This is a genomic window from Leisingera sp. ANG-M6 (assembly GCF_000813905.1).
Lineage (GTDB): Bacteria > Pseudomonadota > Alphaproteobacteria > Rhodobacterales > Rhodobacteraceae > Leisingera.
The window spans coordinates 1-17,370 of sequence record NZ_JWLG01000005.1 but is presented as its reverse complement, the minus strand read 5'-3'; the positions used below and the strand labels follow the sequence as shown (position 1 = coordinate 17,370).

The 17,370-nt window shown below is 64.3% G+C and carries 20 protein-coding genes, 2 tRNA genes and 1 pseudogene; 10 read left to right on the top strand and 13 right to left on the bottom strand.

Translation table 11 applies throughout. The features are described 5' to 3' along the window. Positions 1–12 precede the first annotated feature (12 nt). Entirely contained in the window at positions 13–315 is a 303-nt protein-coding gene (locus RA24_RS02585; RefSeq protein ID WP_029204658.1) for an antibiotic biosynthesis monooxygenase family protein, read from the top strand. A 7-nt stretch (positions 316–322) separates the two neighbouring features. On the opposite strand, the gene RA24_RS02580 is transcribed toward RA24_RS02585, so the two are convergent. Both RA24_RS02580 and RA24_RS02575 read right to left on the bottom strand, forming a co-directional pair. Then, positions 323–802, bottom strand: a complete 480-nt coding sequence (locus RA24_RS02580) for a GNAT family N-acetyltransferase (RefSeq protein ID WP_039189568.1) — start codon at positions 800–802, stop codon at positions 323–325. Beyond that, the gene (locus tag RA24_RS02575) at positions 799–1,386 is read right to left on the bottom strand and encodes a TetR/AcrR family transcriptional regulator (RefSeq protein WP_019294755.1); all 588 of its coding nucleotides are present in this window, start codon (positions 1,384–1,386) and stop codon (positions 799–801) included. Before RA24_RS02575 ends, RA24_RS02580 begins: the two co-directional genes overlap by 4 nt. Positions 1,387–1,553: 167 nt before the next feature. Here RA24_RS02575 and RA24_RS02570 point away from each other — a divergent pair, with 167 nt between their 5' ends. From RA24_RS02570 to RA24_RS02545, 6 genes are all read left to right on the top strand, one after another. Further along, positions 1,554–1,808, top strand: coding sequence for a hypothetical protein (locus RA24_RS02570; RefSeq protein WP_019294756.1), 255 nt, complete (start codon positions 1,554–1,556; stop codon positions 1,806–1,808). Positions 1,809–1,923: 115 nt separating this feature from the next. Then, complete coding sequence (locus RA24_RS02565; protein WP_019294757.1) at positions 1,924–3,210, top strand: homoserine dehydrogenase; 1,287 nt, start codon at positions 1,924–1,926, stop codon at positions 3,208–3,210. A 156-nt stretch (positions 3,211–3,366) separates the two neighbouring features. Then, positions 3,367–4,353 carry a class II fructose-bisphosphatase gene (glpX, locus tag RA24_RS02560; protein ID WP_039149981.1) on the top strand — a complete coding sequence of 329 codons (987 nt, stop codon included), beginning with the start codon at positions 3,367–3,369 and terminating at the stop codon, positions 4,351–4,353. A 112-nt stretch (positions 4,354–4,465) separates the two neighbouring features. After that, positions 4,466–6,205, top strand: a complete 1,740-nt coding sequence (recJ, locus tag RA24_RS02555; RefSeq protein WP_039189566.1) for a single-stranded-DNA-specific exonuclease RecJ — start codon at positions 4,466–4,468, stop codon at positions 6,203–6,205. Between the two features lie 104 nt (positions 6,206–6,309). Next, a tRNA-Glu gene (locus tag RA24_RS02550) sits at positions 6,310–6,384 on the top strand. Between the two features lie 170 nt (positions 6,385–6,554). Then, a tRNA-Glu gene (locus tag RA24_RS02545) sits at positions 6,555–6,629 on the top strand. A 135-nt stretch (positions 6,630–6,764) separates the two neighbouring features. Here RA24_RS02545 and RA24_RS02540 read toward each other — a convergent pair. From RA24_RS02540 to RA24_RS02520, 5 genes are all read right to left on the bottom strand, one after another. Next, the gene (locus RA24_RS02540) at positions 6,765–7,817 is read right to left on the bottom strand and encodes a GGDEF domain-containing protein (protein WP_019296568.1); all 1,053 of its coding nucleotides are present in this window, start codon (positions 7,815–7,817) and stop codon (positions 6,765–6,767) included. After that, positions 7,814–8,401: a heme NO-binding domain-containing protein gene (locus RA24_RS02535; RefSeq protein ID WP_039189563.1), complete on the bottom strand. Its 588-nt coding sequence runs from the start codon at positions 8,399–8,401 to the stop codon at positions 7,814–7,816. The genes RA24_RS02540 and RA24_RS02535 overlap by 4 nt, the downstream gene beginning before the upstream one ends. A 392-nt stretch (positions 8,402–8,793) precedes the next feature. After that, the gene (locus tag RA24_RS02530; RefSeq protein ID WP_039149992.1) at positions 8,794–10,353 is read right to left on the bottom strand and encodes a trimethylamine methyltransferase family protein; all 1,560 of its coding nucleotides are present in this window, start codon (positions 10,351–10,353) and stop codon (positions 8,794–8,796) included. A 246-nt stretch (positions 10,354–10,599) separates the two neighbouring features. Further along, positions 10,600–11,289 (bottom strand): HAD family hydrolase, encoded by a 690-nt coding sequence (locus RA24_RS02525; RefSeq protein ID WP_019296565.1) that lies wholly within the window; start codon positions 11,287–11,289, stop codon positions 10,600–10,602. Between the two features lie 57 nt (positions 11,290–11,346). Further along, the gene (locus RA24_RS02520; RefSeq protein WP_019296564.1) at positions 11,347–11,631 is read right to left on the bottom strand and encodes a DUF3572 domain-containing protein; all 285 of its coding nucleotides are present in this window, start codon (positions 11,629–11,631) and stop codon (positions 11,347–11,349) included. Positions 11,632–11,746: 115 nt separating this feature from the next. Here RA24_RS02520 and RA24_RS02515 point away from each other — a divergent pair, with 115 nt between their 5' ends. Beyond that, positions 11,747–13,141, top strand: coding sequence for a diguanylate cyclase (locus RA24_RS02515; RefSeq protein WP_039189824.1), 1,395 nt, complete (start codon positions 11,747–11,749; stop codon positions 13,139–13,141). Here the strand turns inward: RA24_RS02515 and RA24_RS02510 are convergent. The 5 genes from RA24_RS02510 to RA24_RS02490 all read right to left on the bottom strand — a co-directional run bounded on the left by RA24_RS02510 (position 13,102) and on the right by RA24_RS02490 (position 15,801). Continuing rightward, on the bottom strand, positions 13,102–13,620 hold the full coding sequence (locus tag RA24_RS02510) for a GAF domain-containing protein (protein WP_019296562.1): 519 nt from the start codon (positions 13,618–13,620) through the stop codon (positions 13,102–13,104). The genes RA24_RS02515 and RA24_RS02510 overlap by 40 nt on opposite strands. 215 nt (positions 13,621–13,835) lie before the next feature. Next, positions 13,836–14,327, bottom strand: coding sequence for a periplasmic heavy metal sensor (locus RA24_RS02505; RefSeq protein WP_019296561.1), 492 nt, complete (start codon positions 14,325–14,327; stop codon positions 13,836–13,838). After that, on the bottom strand, positions 14,324–14,689 hold the full coding sequence (locus tag RA24_RS02500; protein WP_039173352.1) for a hypothetical protein: 366 nt from the start codon (positions 14,687–14,689) through the stop codon (positions 14,324–14,326). Before RA24_RS02500 ends, RA24_RS02505 begins: the two co-directional genes overlap by 4 nt. Then, a complete protein-coding gene (locus RA24_RS02495) occupies positions 14,682–15,263 on the bottom strand; it encodes an RNA polymerase sigma factor (RefSeq protein WP_019296559.1) in 582 nt (193 codons plus the stop codon). Before RA24_RS02495 ends, RA24_RS02500 begins: the two co-directional genes overlap by 8 nt. Before the next feature lie 67 nt (positions 15,264–15,330). Then, a complete protein-coding gene (locus tag RA24_RS02490) occupies positions 15,331–15,801 on the bottom strand; it encodes an EF-hand domain-containing protein (protein WP_039189562.1) in 471 nt (156 codons plus the stop codon). A 200-nt stretch (positions 15,802–16,001) separates the two neighbouring features. On the opposite strand from RA24_RS02490, the gene RA24_RS02485 reads away from it, so the two are divergent. Next, positions 16,002–16,427, top strand: a complete 426-nt coding sequence (locus tag RA24_RS02485) for a DUF983 domain-containing protein (RefSeq protein ID WP_039189559.1) — start codon at positions 16,002–16,004, stop codon at positions 16,425–16,427. A 4-nt stretch (positions 16,428–16,431) separates the two neighbouring features. Next, complete coding sequence (locus RA24_RS02480) at positions 16,432–17,163, top strand: NUDIX hydrolase (RefSeq protein WP_039150007.1); 732 nt, start codon at positions 16,432–16,434, stop codon at positions 17,161–17,163. A gap of 92 nt (positions 17,164–17,255) precedes the next feature. Here RA24_RS02480 and RA24_RS22710 read toward each other — a convergent pair. After that, a pseudogene (locus RA24_RS22710) lies at positions 17,256–17,370 on the bottom strand (EamA/RhaT family transporter); the annotation flags it as partial.

The window sequence follows — 17,370 nt, the reverse complement described above, 5'->3', positions numbered from 1 at the left end:
ATGGGGGGAGTGATGATTATCCGGGTGTTCCGTGCCACCGTCCGCGACGACAAGATCCAGGACTTCAAGGCCTTTCTGACCGATACGGCTGTGCCGCATGTGCGGCGCCAGCCTGGTCTTGTGTCGGTCACCGCAGGGCTGCCGCGGCCCGAATCCCCCGCTACATTCTGCGTGGTGATGGTTTGGGAAAGCGTCGAGGCGCTGCAGGCCTTTGCGGGTGAGGACTGGGAACAGCCGCATGTGCTGCCCGAAGAGGACCCGATGGTGCTCAGCCGCCAGATTGACCACTACGACATGATCGGGCTGCTGAGCTGACCGGCCGTCAGGCCCCGGAATACCAGCTGTAGACGGTTTCTTCACCCGCAGGTGCCGGCGTGAAACCGGCTTTCTGCAGCACCCGGGCCGAGGCCGCGTTTTCCTGCATGACCCCACCCGACAAGGTGACGCCGCTGCCGCGAAAATGCGCTTGCAGGCCTGCAATCAGCTCGCTCGCCAGCCCTTGCCCCCAAACGGCTTCGGCAAAGAGGTAGCCTAGGTTCCTTGTACTGCTGCTGTCTTCGGTCAAGGACAGGATGATCAGCCCGACTCCCTCACCTGACACAGTGCGAAGGGCAACCACCTCTGCCTGCTGCGACACCGCGGCCAGGAAATCGCGGCGGCTCTGATCGCCGCCTTGTGCCTGGAAACCGGCCGGCAGCCATTGCACCACCTTGGGGGCAAACAGACCTTCCAGCTCTGCTGCGGTCAGGTCTTGCCACGCCCCTGCCCGCAGGCGGCTTGTCTTCAAATCCAGCAGGCTCATGTGCTGACCGCCTTCTGCACCATGCCCCAATAGACCCGCTCCACCTCATCCAGCGACAACCGACCCTCGGAGCGGTACCAGGTGTTGACCCCGTTCAGCATCGCAATCACCGCCAGCGTCGCGATCTTGGTGTCGGGAATGGTGAACACCCCCTGCTCCACCCCTTGCTTCAGGATCCCCTCCACACCGTTTTCATAGTCACGGCGCAGCGATTCGATGACGGTGAAGTTCTCCTCCGTCAGGTTGCGCAGCTCCATATAGGCGATGAACACCGCATCCGGGCGCTCCAAGTGAAAGCGGATGTGAAAGCCGGTGAAGGCGCGCAGCCGCTCCAGCGCGCTGCCCGCCTGCGGCACCGCGTCCCATGCCGCCTGCAAATCTGCCATATGGCCCGCCATAAGGTTGAACAGCAGGCTCTGCTTGTCCGGCGTGTAGTTATACAAGGCCCCCGCCTGCACGCCGACCTCCTTGGCGATCTGGCGCATCGAAACCGCGGCATAGCCATGCTGCGCAAACAGCCGCAAAGCCGCCTCGCGGATGCGGGGGCCGGTGATGTCGGAATGGGAACCTTGGGTGCGTGCCATGGCACGACAATAACTGAACAGTTGTTCAGAAAAAAGGGCGAATGCCGCCCTTTCGCTTCCCCGCCAAGACCCTGCAGCAGGATCATCACGCAACAGCTGCGGGAAATCAATTGTGCCACCCCGCCGCAGCCCTTAGAACCGGTCCGGCAAAGCATGAGGTTTGGGCAATGCAGCTGTGGACACGGATCGCACTTTTTCTGGCGTTGACGGCAGCCGCCGCCTGCACCCGCGTGCCTGAGCTGGAGGACCGGCTGACACCGGACCTGCGCGGCGCGGATTATCCCCGCCTGCTGCCGCTCGATGACGCGCTGGAACCGCTGGACCCGCCGCAGCAGGCCAGCGAGGAGCTCCAGGACGAACTGGATGCTCGCAGCGACCGCCTGAAACGCCGCGCCGAAGCCGTCAAAAACGCCGAACTCTGACCGCTTCGCGGCATTCCTGCCCGCATCCTTCAGCCTTGTTCCGCAGCGGCGTTGCACGCTTGCGCCGAACCCGCTAAGGCGGGGCGGACAAGTTTCGGACAAAGGACCCGCAGCCATGACAGAACCGCTTCGCCTTGGGATTGCAGGCTTGGGCACCGTCGGCATCGGCGTGGTGAAAATCATCCGCCGCCACGCGGCGATGCTGGAGGCGCGGACCGGACGCCAGGTTGTGATCTCCGCAGTCTCAGCGCGCAATCCGAACAAGAACCGCGGTGTTTCGCTCAAGGACTATGCTTGGGAAAACGATCCGGTGGCGCTGGCCGTGCGCGATGATGTCGATGTGTTCGTCGAGCTGATGGGCGGCCATAACGGTGCCGCCAAGGCCGCAACTGAGGCCGCGCTGGCCGCAGGCAAGGACGTGGTCACCGCCAACAAGGCGCTGCTGGCCATCCACGGCCAGGAACTGGCGGAACAGGCGGAGGCCGCAGGCCGGGTGATCCGCTTTGAGGCTGCCGTGGCCGGCGGCATCCCGGTGATCAAGTCCCTGACCGAAGGCCTGGCCGGCAATGAAATCACCCGCGTCATGGGGGTGATGAACGGCACCTGCAACTACATCCTGACCCAGATGGAGGCCACCGGCCAGGGCTACAACGCCCTGTTCGAGGAATGCGGCCGCCTGGGCTATCTGGAAGCCGACCCGAACCTGGACGTTGGCGGCATCGACGCGGGCCACAAGCTGGCGCTGCTGGCCTCCATCGCCTTCGGCACCAAACCGGCCTTTGAAAAAGTGGAACTGGAAGGCATCCAGCGCATCCAGCTGGAAGATATCCGCGACGCCGCCGACATGGGCTACCGCATCAAGCTCCTGGGCGTGGCACAGCGCTCGCCCCGCGGGCTGGAACAGCGCATGTCGCCGTGCCTGGTGCCGGCCGACTCGCCGCTGGGCCAACTGGAAGGCGGCACCAACATGGTGGTGATCGAAGGCGACTCGATTGAGCAGGTCGTGCTGCGCGGCCCCGGCGCTGGCGAAGGTCCGACCGCCAGCGCGGTGATGGGCGATATCCTTGACCTCGCCCGCGGGTTGCGCATTGCCACCTTCGGCCAGCCCGCCAGCACCCTGCAGGACGTGCCTGCCGCCCAGACCGGCCTGCCTGCGCCGTTCTACCTGCGCATGGGGCTGCTGGACAAACCCGGCGCGCTCGCCAAGGTCGCGGCCATTCTGGGAGAGGCCGGCGTGTCAATCGACCGGATGCGCCAGTACAGCCATAAGGCGCCGGTGGCGCCCGTGCTGTTCGTGACGCACAAATGCACCCGCGCCACCCTGGACACCGCGCTTGAGGGCCTCTCTGCCACCGACGTGGTCGACGGCACCCCCGTCGCCCTGCGCATCGAAGAGGTCTGATCCGCGCCAAAGGGGCAAAATTGAGCTGATTTAGGCGCCGCGGCAGGGATTTCCTGCCGCCACAGCCCCTATCGCCCCTTGCGAGCCTGCCCCACCCCGCGCTATTCGGCTTGGAACGCCCATTCACATCTTTTCCGTTGAGACAGGATTTCCGGTATGACATCGAACACCTCTGACGCGCCCTTTCATGACCGTATGCTGTCGCTGGGCCTCGCCCGCGTTGCCGAGCAGGCTGCGCTGGCCTCTGCCTCGCTGATCGGCCGCGGCGACGAGAAAGCCGCCGACCAGGCCGCCGTCAACGCCATGCGCGAGCAGCTGAACCTGCTGGACATCGCCGGCGTGGTGGTGATCGGCGAGGGCGAGCGCGACGAGGCGCCGATGCTGTATATCGGTGAGGAAGTCGGCACCGGCAACGGCCCCGGCGTTGACATCGCGCTGGACCCGCTGGAAGGCACCACCCTGACCGCCAAGGACATGCCGAACGCGCTGACCGTGATTGCCATGGGCCCGCGCGGCTCCATGCTGCACGCGCCGGACACCTACATGGACAAGCTGGCGGTTGGCCCGGGCTACCCCGAAAACGTGGTCTCGCTCGACATGTCCCCGCGCGAACGTGTCGAAGCGCTGGCCAAGGCCAAGGGCTGCGCGCCCTCCGACATCACCGTCTGCATCCTGGAGCGCCCGCGCCACGAGGCGATGATTGCCGAAGTGCGTGAAACCGGCGCCGCCATCCGCCTGATCACCGACGGCGACGTGGCCGGCGTCATGCATTGCGCCGACAGCGATGTGACCGGCATCGACATGTATATGGGCCAGGGCGGCGCGCCTGAGGGCGTGCTGGCAGCCGCGGCGCTGAAATGCATGGGCGGCCAGATCTTTGGCCGTCTGCTGTTCCGCAACGACGACGAGAAGTCCCGCGCCGCTAAGGCCGGCATCACCGATCTGGACCGCATCTATTCCCGTGACGAGATGGTCACCCAGGACGTGATCTTTGCCGCCACCGGCGTCACCGGCGGCTCGTTGCTGCCCGCCATCAAGCGCACCCCGGGCTGGGTCGAGACCACCACCCTGCTAATGCGTTCGAAAACCGGTTCCGTACGCCGCATGTCCTACCGCACACCGCTGGAACCGCACCAGCAGTAAACTGGCCCCTGGCCTCGAAGCGGCTTGCGCCGCTGCCTCCGGCGGGGATATTCAGAGCAGAAGAAGGGCCGGGTCCGTTTTGGGTCCGGCCTTTGCATATGAGGGCAGACGCATGAGTTTTTTGGGTGTTGAGCAGTCCCTGACCGGCCGCCGCTGGGTTGGTCCCGGGGTCGAGGTGGACCGCGCGTCCGAGATGATGGCGCAGCAGACCGGCCTGCCCCGCTCTGTCTGCCAGGTGCTGGCCCGGCGCGGCGTGCCCGCGATGGAGGCCAAGGGGTTTCTTGAACCGAAGCTGAAGGAGCTGCTGCCCGACCCGCGCGAGATGAAGGACATGGAAGCCGCCGCTGCCCGGTTCCTGGAAGCGGTGCGGCGCAAGCAGCGGATTGCGGTCTTTGCCGACTATGACGTCGATGGCGGCAGCTCTGCCGCACTGCTTCTGGTCTGGCTGCGGCAAATGGGCTTGCAGGCAACACTCTATATCCCCGACCGCATCGACGAGGGCTATGGCCCCAACGTGCCGGCGATGCAGGAATTGTCCGCTGCCCATGACCTGATCATCTGCGTCGACTGCGGCACGCTGAGCCACGAGCCGATTGCCGCCGCCAAAGGCGCCGATGTGATCGTGCTGGACCACCACCTGGGCGGCGAGACGCTGCCGGACTGCGTGGCGGTGGTGAACCCGAACCGGCAGGACGAAAGCGGCGACCTGGGCTATTTCTGTGCCGCGGGCGTGGTGTTCCTGATGCTGGTCGAAGCCGGCCGCCAACTGCGCGAAGCCGGCACCAAGGGGCCGGACCTGATGGCGCTGCTGGATTTGGTGGCACTTGCCACCGTGGCCGATGTGGCGCCGCTGATCGGCGCCAACCGGGCGCTGGTGCGCCAGGGGCTCAAGGTGATGGGCGCCCGCAACCGCCCGGGGCTGGTGGCGCTCTCTGATGTCTCCCGCATGGATTCGGCTCCCTCCACCTATCACCTCGGCTTTCTGCTGGGACCGCGAGTCAATGCCGGCGGCCGCATCGGCAAGGCCGATCTTGGCGCACGCCTGTTGTCGACGGACAACCCGCATGAGGCGGCTGCGCTGGCGGAACGGCTGGATGAGCTGAACACAGAGCGCCGCGACATCGAAAACGCGGTGCGCGCTGCCGCGCTGGAGCAGGCAGAGGAACGCGGCCTGGACGCCCCGCTGGTCTGGGCTGCGGGCGAGGGCTGGCACCCGGGCGTGGTTGGCATCGTCGCATCCCGCCTCAAGGAAGCCGCCAACCGTCCCGCCGTTGTGATCGGCTTTGACGGCGAAGAGGGCAAAGGCTCCGGCCGCTCGGTCTCCGGCGTCGATCTTGGCGCCTCGATCCAGCGGCTGGCCGCCGAGGGCCTGCTGGTCAAGGGCGGCGGCCACAAGATGGCCGCGGGCCTCACCGTGATGCGCGACAAGCTGGAACCGGCCATGGCGCGGCTCTCCGAACTCCTTGCAAAACAGGGCGCAGGAGAGGGCGGCCCCGCAGATCTGAAACTGGACGGCGCCCTGATGCCGGGGGCTGCCAAGGTGGATCTGATCGAGCAGATCGAACAGGCTGGCCCCTTTGGCGCCGGTGCCCCTGCCCCGCGTTATGCACTGCCGGACCTGCAGGTGCGGTTCGCCAAGAAGGTAGGCGAAAGCCACCTGAAACTCTCCCTCAGCGACGGCATGGGCGGCGGAGTTGACGCAATCTGCTTTGGCGCCTTCGATACCGCACTGGGACCGCGGCTGCTGGAGCACGGCGGTGCGCGCTTCCATTTCGCCGGCCGGCTGGAAATCAACACCTGGGGTGGCCGCCAAAGTGCGCAGCTGCGCCTGGAAGACGCCGCCGAAGCCTGACTTTTCAAGGACTTGGCCCCTGTGGATAAGAAATTTCACAAAGGCGTATTTTTTCTCTTGCGGGTTCCGGCGCTTACAACTAAATACCCGCTCACGCACAGAGTGGCCCGTTCGTCTATCGGTTAGGACGCCAGGTTTTCAACCTGGAAAGAGGGGTTCGATTCCCCTACGGGCTGCCACTTTTCCCAGCATCGCAGAAACCGGAAACATGCCACACAGGCGATGGTTTTTCGTTCAATATCAGCTGATTAATGGTCACTGGTCCATCGCAGAAAAACTTTGAATTTCTGCAAAAATCCCTCTTGCGCCCGCACGGCGCAATCAGTAAACAGCGCCTCACAGACAGCGTGGCCCGTTCGTCTATCGGTTAGGACGCCAGGTTTTCAACCTGGAAAGAGGGGTTCGATTCCCCTACGGGCTGCCACTTCTCCTGAAAAACGAACTCCAAGCGGACTTGCGCAAGAAACCGCGCAGCAGCATGTGCTTGCCTGCAGGCACCATCCGGCTCGCGGAAGAAATTTTCCCGGAAGTGAATGCCTGCCGGTGCGGCAGGCATTTGTCAGGTGGCCGGGCCTTGCGCCGCTGCCGGATGGGAAGACGCAGCCCCCCCATCACAGGCTCCGCCCGCCTTCTCCATCCCTTCCCGGTAGAAGCAATGCTGGGCCCGTCCGGCGCGTTTGGCCGCATAAAGCGCCAAGTCCGCCTGGTTCAGCAGTTCCTGGGCATCCGGCACTTTCTGCCAGGTCGACAGCGTGGTTCCGGCGCTGGCAGAAATCCGGCAGGTCTGTCCGCCAAAGGGAATCGGCTCTTCCAGCCGCTGGATCAGCCGTTTTGCAATCGCCGCCAGCCTGCCCGTGTCCAGAACCCCCTCAAGGATCATAACGAATTCATCGCCGCCGACACGGGCAACCGTGTCCGACTGGCGGGTGCATTCCACCATCAGCCGGGCCGCCTGCTGCAGCACCGCATCACCTGCCGCATGGCCCAGCGTGTCATTGACCTGCTTGAAGAAATCCAGATCCAGGTGCATCAGCGCAAATTCCCGGCCGCTGCTGATCAGCCGCGCCAGCACATGATCCATCGCCCGGCGGTTCTTCAGGCCCGTCAGCGTATCGGTAAAGGCCTGTTCTTCCGCGGCGATCTTGGCCCCCTGCAGACGCAGGTTCAGCTGACGGGAGGCTTCCATCGCGGCAGATTTCGCTTCCACAAGGTACAGCATTTCGATCGTCAGATCGGTCGGAGAAAAGTCGGCGCTGGTCAGATCGTAGTCACGCACTGCCTCCAGCACGGAAATGCCGAATGACAGATTTACAAACGCCCCCTGCCCGTCGGGCAGCGGCGTGCTCACACCTTTGAGTCCGGTCTGCGGCGTGTCACGGAACTGCAGGTGAAGCTTGCTGCCGGCAGAGGCCACCAGATCCTCCACCGAACGCACCGAGCGCGGCCGTGAAAGATCAAAGATGCGGAAAAACCGGCGCCCTTCCCATTTCAGATTGGGGCGCAGCTTCTTCAGCGTCGGACCCGCCGAAACGATCCGGCCCTTGTTGTCGACAATCACAAACATGGGGCAGACAACATCTGCCATTCCGGTCAGCTGCTGGAGTGTCATCATAATGAATGCGCCCCCAGATCAAATTCACGGCCGGCAGCAAATTTGGTTTCCACCAGGGTGATTGAAATCACCTCCGAACCGCCAAGTGTCCCGCTGTGGTCCAGAAACACCAGATCGCCGTAATCGTCTGCCATTGCCCGCAGAACCCCCATCAGAACATGTGCATAGCCGGGCAGCCCTGGCTGGCAGACAAGTTCGAACTGGTCGGGTGCCTGTTCCAGCAATTCAAGCCCGGGAAGGTGCAGATCCGATACCGCAAGCCGCGCGCGGTCCGGCAGATCATCCAGGGAATGCAGAAATTCAACATAGTTCACACCGCCAAAGCGCAACAGCCGGCGCAACGCCTCTACCTGCGGATTGGACACCAGAAAAGTGCCCATGTCCTCCAGCATTTCCGGCAGCGGGCGGGCCAGGACTCGCTCCATCGCGGCCAGCATCTGGCCCGATTGCTCTTCGGTATAATACAGCATTGCCTCGAACTCGATAAAACCGAGTCCGGCCTCTTCCATGACCTCTTCCCAGCGGTCAGCCCCGTAGGTACTCGTCACAAAAGCCTGAATCGCCCTGTTGATCAGACCGTGCATGCAGTGGCCCCTCTTTGCCCATGGCACAGTCTTGACGCCAGCTGGTTAATAAAGGCCCAACAAAGCACGCGCGCCGGGTAAATAGCGCGCATTATTCCCGCTTTTTCTTGCCCTAGCACGAAACCTGCACCCTCAGCGTCAGCCAACACAATTGCATACCGCCCGGTCATTATATGCCAACCGGCCCGCTGGCCAATCACTTCTGGCACGGACCGGGTTCGCATCAACGCGCTTGCAGCTGTAAGGAGGGTTCTGGTTGCCCAGCTGCAGGGGCCGCCCCGCAGAGACCCACCCGCAGCATACGCCGCTGCGCCGGTCCGGCGGTTTCCCTTTGGCGGCCTGCGGGCACGAACAGCAGAGGCTCCGCTCCGCTGTTCATGTTTTTCCGTTAATCAGAAATCGGTAGGCGCCCCGCCCTCAGCCTTCCGGCGGGCTACGAAATCTGCCAACTCATCGCGAATGCCCGCATCCATCGGCGGTTCTTCGAAACTGCCGATGATCTCCTTGAACATCTTGTGCGCACGCTCCGCGGTCCAGGTGGCGCCAGCCTGCTCCCAGGCCTCATAGTTGCGCCAGTCGCTCAGGAACGGCTGATAGAACGCCGTGGCATAGCGGTCCTGGGTATGCTGGATGCCAAAGAAATGGCCGTCATTGCCGACCTCCTTGATCGCATCCAGCGCGATCTCCTCCGGTCCGGTGGCCGAGATCTGCGGCTGCATGTAGCGTTCGATCTGCTGCAGGATCTCGCAGTCCATGATGAACTTCTCGGGGCTCGCGATCAGCCCGCCCTCCAGCCAGCCGGCCGCGTGATAAACCATGTTGGTGCCCGACTGCACCGCCGCCCACAGCGAGTTCGAGGTCTCCCAGACCGCCTGCCCGTCCGGCACGTTGGCCGCGCAAACCCCGGAGGAGCGCATCGGCAGCCCGTAGAACCGCGCCATCTGCCCGGTCATCTGGGTGGATCGCATGTATTCCGGCGTGCCAAAGGCCGGCGCCCCTGATTTCATATCCACGTTCGAGGTAAAGGTACCAATCACGCAGGGCGTACCAGGGCGCACATACTGGAACAGTGCAATCGCGCACAGGCTCTCGGCAATGGACTGCGCCACCGCGCCCGCCATGGTCACCGGCGCCATTGCACCGGCCAGTGTGAAGGGCGACACCACAATCGCCTGCCCGCGCCGCGCCAGCCGCAGGCAGCCGTCGATCATCGGGAAGTCATGCTTCAAGGGCGAGGTGGAGTTGATGTTGGTATACATATGCGGCTTGGCCTCGAACTCCTCATGGCTGAGGCCGCCGGCAATCCGCACCATCTCCATCACGTCCTCGACCCGCTCCTTGCCCAGGGAGTAGGCATGCATCGCCTTGTCGGTGAGCGTCAGCTTGTCAAAAAGCACGTCCAGATGGCGCACCGAGGCATGAATGTCCACCGGCTCCACCGGGTAACCGCCGGCAAAGTGGATGCAGTTAAAATACTGCGTCAGCTTCAACAGGTTCCGGCATTGCTCCCGGTTGCCCGCCACCTTCTTGTTCAGCTCCATGTCCCAATAATTCGGCGGCGAGGACACGTTGCCGAACAGGATGTGGTTGCCGCCGAGCGGAATGGTGCGGTCCGGGTTGCGCGGGGTGATCGAGAATTCGCGCGGCGCCTTACCCACCATTTCCATCACGAAATCGCGGTCCATTTTGACCAGTTCGCCCTCGACCTTGACCCCGGCCTGCTTGAAGATCTCCAGCGCTTCGGGGTTCAGGAACACCACACCGATCTCTTCCAGGATCCGCATGGCGCCTTCGTGGATCGCCTGAATGCCCTCCTCGCTCAAGGGTTCGGTCGGGCGGTCGATGTTTCTGGGCGGATTCCAGGGCATCTGCTCCAGGACTTCACTGCCGCGCCGGGCCGCTGCGCCAGCCCTGCCCCCGCCTCTCCGCTTGCGTGCGCCTGTCTCTGCCATTCCGGCCTCCCCTGAATCCGATTTTGCAACGTGCTGCTAGCCGCCAACTGTGCCAGTCCCAGCCGCCTGAACCTGTCCGTTCCCGACCCCGGCTGTCGTTTTTCCTCAATTATCCGCCGGGGCAGACCATTTCTGTACACATGTGCCCAGTCTGACACAAAGAAATGCCGACGCACAAGGCCAGTGCACCGGCAACCTCTCATGCAGCTGGGTGTCCGCGGGAATCAGCCGCGGAAAACGGGAGGCTCAGCGATCCAGCCAGCCGGGGATATGGCCGATGTCCGGCAGCACGATATCCGCATGCGGCAGCAGCTCCTCGCGCAGCGCCATGCCGGTCAGAACAGCAATCCGCTGCATCCCGGCTGCGGCGCCCGCCTCCATGTCGTGGCGGCTGTCGCCAACCATGGCAGTCCGGTCCGGAGACACCCCCGCCGCCTTGCAGAACGCCAGCAGCGGATCCGGGTCCGGCTTGGCGCCATGGCCGCTGTCGCAACCCGCAACAAAGGCAAACCGGTCCAGCACCCCGGCCCGCTGCAGCTGGCTCTTGGCAGAGACCTCGGCATCATTGGTCATCACCCCCAGCACCTTGCCGCGCGCCAGCAGCCCGTCAAGAAACGCCGCCAGCGGCACCGCAGGCGCCAGCTCTGCCTTTGCCGCGCTCTGCGCCAGGAAAACCGCAAGCTCCTCAACCTCCATATCCGGCACGAATGGCGCCAGCACTTCCGCCACTTCGTCATTTGACCCGGCAATCACCAGGCTGTCCGGATTGAACGCCTCGCGCTCCAGATCATAGCTGATGACCGCGGCCATCGCCTGCTTTACCGCAAGGTCGCCTCTGGAGAGGGTCTCCAGCACCCCGGCCGCCCAGCCATCCCAGGTGGCGGCAAAGTCAAACAGGGTTCCGTCCTTGTCGAACAGGAAAGCATCAACCGTCATGTGGCAGGTCCTTTTATTCAGGGTCCAGCCGGACCCTAGGGACGCCCCGCGCCATTCTCAAGTCCAGTTCACCTGTTCCCCGCCCGGAAGCGACATCCGCGCCTGCATCGGCAGCTCATAGGCCAGCCCCTCGGAATCGCAGAACTGCATCACCCAGGCATCATCCATCGTTAAGAAATCGAGCACCGAGCCCAGAAACGCCGGTTCCGCCGCCTGCGCCCGCAAATCCGCCTCACTGGCGCCAGTCGCACCCAGAAACACCGGTAAAAGCTCATCATTTCCGGCCAGCCAGGCCAAAGCCTTCAGCGCCAGGGTCTCTGCTCCGTCAGCGGAAATCCGCATGTTCTCCACACTCCTGCCGTTTTGCGGCCAATTTAGTAAAAATCCGAAAGGGTTTCTTAACCAGTCTCAGCAAAATTGGAAGTCATAGGATTTGCAAGGGGCGAAAGGATACCGCGTGCAAGGCACTATCCTGGTCATCGACGGCGTCTCCACCAACCGCATCATGCTGAAGGTGCAGCTGGCGGCTGCCTACTACGATACCGTCCAGGCCGGCAGCGTGGCTGAGGTGCTGCAGACCGCGCGGCAATGCCGCCCTGATCTGGTGCTGACCGCCATGTCGCTGCCCGATGGCACCGCCGCCGATGTCAAACAGGCTCTGGCAGCGGATGAGGCGCTGGCCGACCTGCCGGTGATCGCGGTTTCCGACTGGGAGGGCCACCAGGCCCGGCTGCAGGCACTGGCGGCAGGCATCGACGACGTTCTGCAGCAGCCGGTGGACGACGTGATCCTGCAGGCCCGCATCCGCAGCCTGCTGCGCGCCCGCAGCGCCAATGAGGAATTGAACCTGCAGCGCGACGCATCGCACGGCTTCATCCTGCCGCTCTGCGACCGCACCTGCGCCGAGGACCTGCGCAATGCCACCGTCGCCCTGGTGGCCGACGATCCGCGCACTGCAATGGCCTGGCGCGACCGCCTGGCCGGGCGCCTGCCCTACGCCCTGCGCACCCATGCGATCAGCGACATCCAGGGGCTGATGCAGGCGCCGGCGGCGGATGCCATCATCATTGAGCTGAACGAGGCCTCGGCCGGTCCCGGCCTGCGCCTGCTGGCCGATCTGCGCGCCCGCGCCGCCACCCGCAAATCTGTGGTGATCGCGGTGCCCAACCCGGCGGATCCCATGATTGCCGCAGAGGCGCTGGACCGCGGTGCCCATGACGTTCTGCAGACCGGTTTCGATGTGGAAGAACTGGAGCTGCGCCTCACCGCCCAGCTGCAGCACAAGATCCGCAAGGACCGGCTGCGCGACAGCGTCCGCAACGGCCTGCGCGCCGCGGTTCTGGATCCGATGACCGGTCTCTATAACCGCCGCTACGCCAAGCCTTTCCTGGACCGTGTGGCGCATTCCGCCTCTGAAACCGGCGAGAAATTCGCCGTCATGCTGGCCGATCTCGATCATTTCAAGCGCATCAACGATGTTTACGGCCACCCGGCCGGGGACGCCGTGCTGGTTGAGGCCGCCCGCCGTATGCAGGCCGTGCTCCGGCCCTCGGACCTCCTGGCCCGCGTTGGCGGCGAGGAGTTCATGGCTGTCCTGTCCGGCGCCACCGAGGCAGAAGCAGGCCTGGCGGCCATTGCCCTGTGCAACGCGATCAACAGCACCCCGTTCCAGGTGCCTGGCGCTGCCGAACCGGTCAAGGTCACCATCAGCATCGGTGCGGTCATGGGCGGCGCCGGCCATGTCAGCAGCACCGCTGCGCTGGTCGAAAAGGCTGACCAGGCCCTCTATGATGCCAAGAACGCCGGCCGCAATCAGGTGACCCTGACGCCGGAATGCACTGAGGCCGCCTGACCGGCGGCAACCAGTTCCCTGCCGACCGCCGCGCTCAGTGCTGCCATCGTGTCCAGATCAGCGCCCTGAAACGGCTCCCGCGCTTCAACGGCAGTGAAATTCAAGGTCCCCCAGGCCGAACCGCCGAAACGGATCGGCGCTCCGATGTAAGTTTCCAAGCGGAACATATTGTAGCAGGGGTGCCCCGCAATCTCTGACTCGCTTGCCTTGTGAAACGCCAGTGGCCCGTCAGACTGCAAAGTGTGGATGCAATAGGTGTCATCCAGCTCGAAAGCGGTGCCGGGATCAACTTCCGCCTCCTCAGAGACGCAGTAAACGATAACGTACTTGCTGCCTTGGACATTGCTTACCAGCGCCGACGAGGTACTGAACAGTTCGTTCCCGTATGCCAGCAATTGCCTGATTTTTTCACGCGGCTCCAAATCCTGGCGGTCCGTGATCGACTGCACCGCCGCCGCGGTCCCTGCAAGATCCTTCATTCTGACTGCTCCTCTTGCCAATCAGCCGCCTGGCGCCGGTCTTCTAAGGCAAATCTCCCAAGAGGGAGCCATTTCGCCTGCGGCCGTCCCGAAGTGAAACACAGCCCGGAATTTCACGCAACTTTTATGGAAGCCCTCACCGCTGCCAGCATTGGCCAAGGCACCAGCCGTCCGTTGCAACCCATTTCACCTGGGAAATGCAAGAACCGGCCTGCCTATTCCCCCTCGCGCCAGCCGTGCCGCTTGCCCTTGCCGCGGCGCTGCATCCGCTCTTCCATGCGGTCCGCGAAATCCATCCGCTCCTGCGGCGCCATCTCTTCCAGTTTGCGCACCCAGGCCTCTTGCACCTTGGTGTGAAACGCATGGCGCGTCTCAGCCTGCGCCCGCAACAGGGCCAGCAAGGCCGCGCCGTCAAAGGCCTCGCTGCGCAGTGCTGCAATCACCGCCGCCCCCTCCGCTTGGCGGCGCTGCAAAAAGCTGCCGTGGCCTCCGCCGGCTTCCTGCCGCAGCGCCTTGCGCGTGTCGTGGTCCAGCTCGCGGAAAATCATTGCCCCCACCGACGGCGGCCGCTGCCAGTGCCTGTCCTTGCCGCTGAACCGCCAGGCCGCTCCGGCCGCGATGCCGATCACCGCCAGGTTCAGCGCCAGCGATCCCGCCAGCAGCAGTTTCAGCCACAGCTTCATCTTGGGCTTTCCCTCCGCAGTCATTGCAGATCCTCGCTCAGCATCAGCGCCATGTCATAACTCCCGTCCGCAAACGCAGTGCTGTTGTCCTCATACCCCGCCAAGGCCGCCGGGTCCGGCACAAAGGAGGGCGGCGCAACACCGATCCACAGCCCCGCCGCGCTGGCCGCCGCCAGCCCGCCCAGCGCCGGCCAGCCGCCCAGCGCCTCCGTCAATTGCCGCCACAGCGGCTGCCGCGGCGGCTCAGCAGGCTGGAAACCCGGCTGCACCCGCGCCGCATCCGCCAGGATGGCCGTGCTCAGATGATCCGGCAGCGCCGGCGGCGCACTGCGTGCAGCAGCAAACAGGTCCTCCAGCTCCTGCAATGATTTATCCATGTCAGCCATCGCTATACCCCAACTCTTCGCGCCGCCCGGCCAAAGCCGCGGCCAGCGCCCGCTTGCCCCGGGCCGTCAGACTTTCGACCGCCTCGGTGCTGATGTCCATGATCCCGGCAATCTCCGGGTTCGAAAGCTCTTCCAGGTGGCGCAGCACCACCGCCTGCCGCTGCCGCTCCGGCAATTGCATCAGCGCCGCCTGCAGCGCATCGTGCCGTGCGCCCTCCTGCAGCTGTTCCGCGGCTGAGCGGCCCGGATCCGGCGGCTCCGGCACCGCATCCAGATCCACATACCCGCCGCGGGCGCGCCGCTTGCGGTCGATGCACAGGTTCATCGCCACCCGGTAGAGCCAAGTCGACACCTGCGCCTCCCCCGGCCGCCAGTCCGGCGCCATCTTCCACAGCCGCAGCATCGCCTCCTGGGTCACGTCCTCGGCCTCGGCGCGGATCCCCATCACCCGCATCGCCACGCCAAAGACCCGCGGCCCCAGCCGCGCGGTCAGCTCTGCCGCTGCCCGGCTGTCGCCATTGGCATAAAGCACCAGAAGCGCATCGTCGGAGACCTCCCCCGCCGTGACGCTCATGGCTGCCGGACCCGCATCAGGGGCCCGGCGCCGCGGTATGTCCGCCTGTTGCAGCACGCGTCAGCGATCAGTTCTGCTCCGCTTCATCCCCGTGGCCATGCCAGCGCTTGCCGCCGTGCCGGGCCCGGGCCTCCTCAAACTCTTCCTTGGAGATGCCGCCGCTGCCATCGGCATCCATCCGGTCGAACATTCTTCCTGCCCGGCGCGGCTGCGGCATCTCGTCCTTACTCAACGCGCCATCGCCGTCTTTGTCAAAGCGTTCCAGCATTTCTGCCGCCCGTCCGGCGGCCCGCTCCTGCGCCCGCGCCTGCATCTCCTCCAGCGACAGCTTGCCGTCGCCATTGGCGTCTGCCTTGGCGAAATGCGCATCCTTCATCGCCTGGATCTCCGCCTTGGTCACTTCGCCGCTGCCATCGGTGTCGATCTCCTCAAAGGACATCTTCGGCCCATGATGCCCGAACCCCTTGGCCAATGCCGCGCTGCCTGCCGTCATGCCTGCTGCGGCCACGATCAGGGCGATGAACTTGACGTGTTTCATATCGTCTTTCCTTTGTTCAGCGGCAGCCTCTTGCTGCCCGATGCACAGGAAAAACGCGCGAGGTTCGCGCTTCCGTCGCAGATTTCCGGAAAAACTTTCAGCCGCCCTCCCGTTGCGGCAAACCGGCGCAGAAATTGGCGTTTCCCCTTTCGCCCCCACCTGAAGCGCGCAAAGATACCTGCAGCACACAGGATAAAACCATGACCCAGTCCCCCGCTGTCCCGGCCCCGGAAGACGAACGCCCCACCATGCCCGCCCTGGCCAAGGGCTGGCGCTGCCGCTGCCCGGAGTGCGGCAAGGGCAAGCTGCTGCATTCCTATCTCAAGGTGAACGAGACCTGCAGCAACTGCGGCCTCGACCTGACCCATGCCCGTGCCGATGACGGGCCGGCCTACCTCACCATCCTGATCGTCGGCCACATCATGGCGCCCATGATGCATGTGGTCTATTTCTCCTGGCGGCCGGAGCCATTGGTGATGTTCACGGTATTCTCGATTGGCTGCCTCGCCTCTTCCCTCTATCTTCTGCCGCGGATGAAGGGGATCGTCATCGCCTACCAATGGGCGCGGCGGATGCATGGCTTTGGCAAGGACACCCCGGCAGCACCGGCAGAACAAGGGCAGTAACACCATGAGCGAGACTTATCTCAGCGGCGAGACCACTACCGACAAGACCGCAATCCGCAACGCGGCAACGGTGATCGCCATGCGCGGCCGGTTGTCCGATGACCCGCAGGTGCTGATGGGCCAGCGCGGTGCCAAGGCTGCTTTCATGCCGAACAAATTCGTCTTCCCCGGCGGCGCGGTGGATATGGCGGACGCGGATGTCCCGCTGGCCTCGCCGATCTCCCTGGTCTGCCAAGACCGTTTGGCAGACAAGGCACCCGCGGACGTGCACCATGCCCTCGCCGTCGCCGCAGTGCGGGAGCTGTGGGAGGAAACCGGTCTGATCCTGGGTGAGAAAGGCGACTGGCAGGGCGACATCCCCGAAGACTGGCAGGAGTTTGCGGCTACCGGCCATATCCCCTCCGCCCGGGCCATGCAGTTCGTGTTCCGCGCCCTGACCCCGCCGGGCCGCCCGCGCCGCTTTGACGCGCGTTTCTTCCTGGTGGATGCCGACCAGATCACCGGCGACCTTGACGATTTCTCCCGCGCCGCGGATGAGCTGTCGCACCTGCAATGGATCCCGCTCAGCCAGGTGCGGGAGTTTGACCTGCCTTTCATCACCGAAGTTGTGCTGGCTGAAGTCACCGCCCGCGTCCGCGACGCGGAGCCGCCGCAAAGCGTGCCTTATTTCCACAACAACGACGAGGCCAGCCTCTTCCTGCGCCTCAAGGGCTACCCGATGCCCGCAGACGGGTAACGTTTCCCAGGCTGGAAACGTCCCGGAAAACACGTGTTTTCCGAGCCGGAATTATCGCATAATTCCGGCCGCTCTGCCGCAGGCGGCACCTTTCAAAGGGCCAGAACCAGCACCAGGATAGACACCACCAGAAGCCCCATGCCCGCCAGTTCGCGCCCCGTGACCTTCTCCTTGAAGAACAGCACAGAGGCCAGCAGCGACAAGAGC